The sequence below is a fragment of the Virgibacillus carmonensis genome (assembly GCF_057836705.1).
In genome coordinates this window covers 1-529 of the sequence record NZ_JBYQFJ010000387.1, presented here as the reverse complement: position 1 = coordinate 529, position 529 = coordinate 1, and the positions used below count along the sequence as shown (strand labels likewise).

At 41.0% G+C, this 529-nt stretch carries 1 protein-coding gene; it reads right to left on the bottom strand.

Features of this window, described 5'->3' with window-relative positions; translation table 11 throughout:
* Positions 1-27: 27 nt before the first annotated feature.
* Positions 28-529, bottom strand: a 502-nt coding sequence (locus AC3G7N_RS22500) for an NAD(P)-dependent oxidoreductase (protein WP_489424320.1), incomplete at its 5' end; no start/stop codon positions are given.

Sequence of the window (529 nt, the reverse complement as noted above, 5' to 3'; positions counted from 1 at the left end):
CACCTGATCTTGTGTAAATTCGCATGATTAATACCCCCTGGAAAGATTAATTTTATTTATCATCAAATCTGTTTTACCTTGTTGATAGGTATGCATATTCTGCGTAAAAATTTCTAGTGCCCGTTTTTGATAATGCGGCGATATTCCTGATAAATGGGGAGTGATTGTCACATTGTCATAATCCCAAAGTGGATGATTTACGGGAAGCGGTTCCTCCTCTGCAACATCCAGAATGGCATGAGCAATTTCCTTCGATTGGATAGCATTTTGCAACACGTCAGTTGTAACAGCGTCACCCCTTCCCATATTAAGACAGGCTGCATGGTCAGGCAGCAGTTTAAAATGCTCTTTAGTAAAGAAACCTTTTGTTTCTGGTGTGCTTGGCAAGACAGATACAAGGAAATCTGACTCTGGTAGCACTGTATTTATTTCTGCCGCTGTTACATTCTTGTCGAAAAACTCGACATTTCTTCCGCTTCTGGATACACCATATGTTATCATGTGGAATGCCTTTGCCAGACGTGCAACC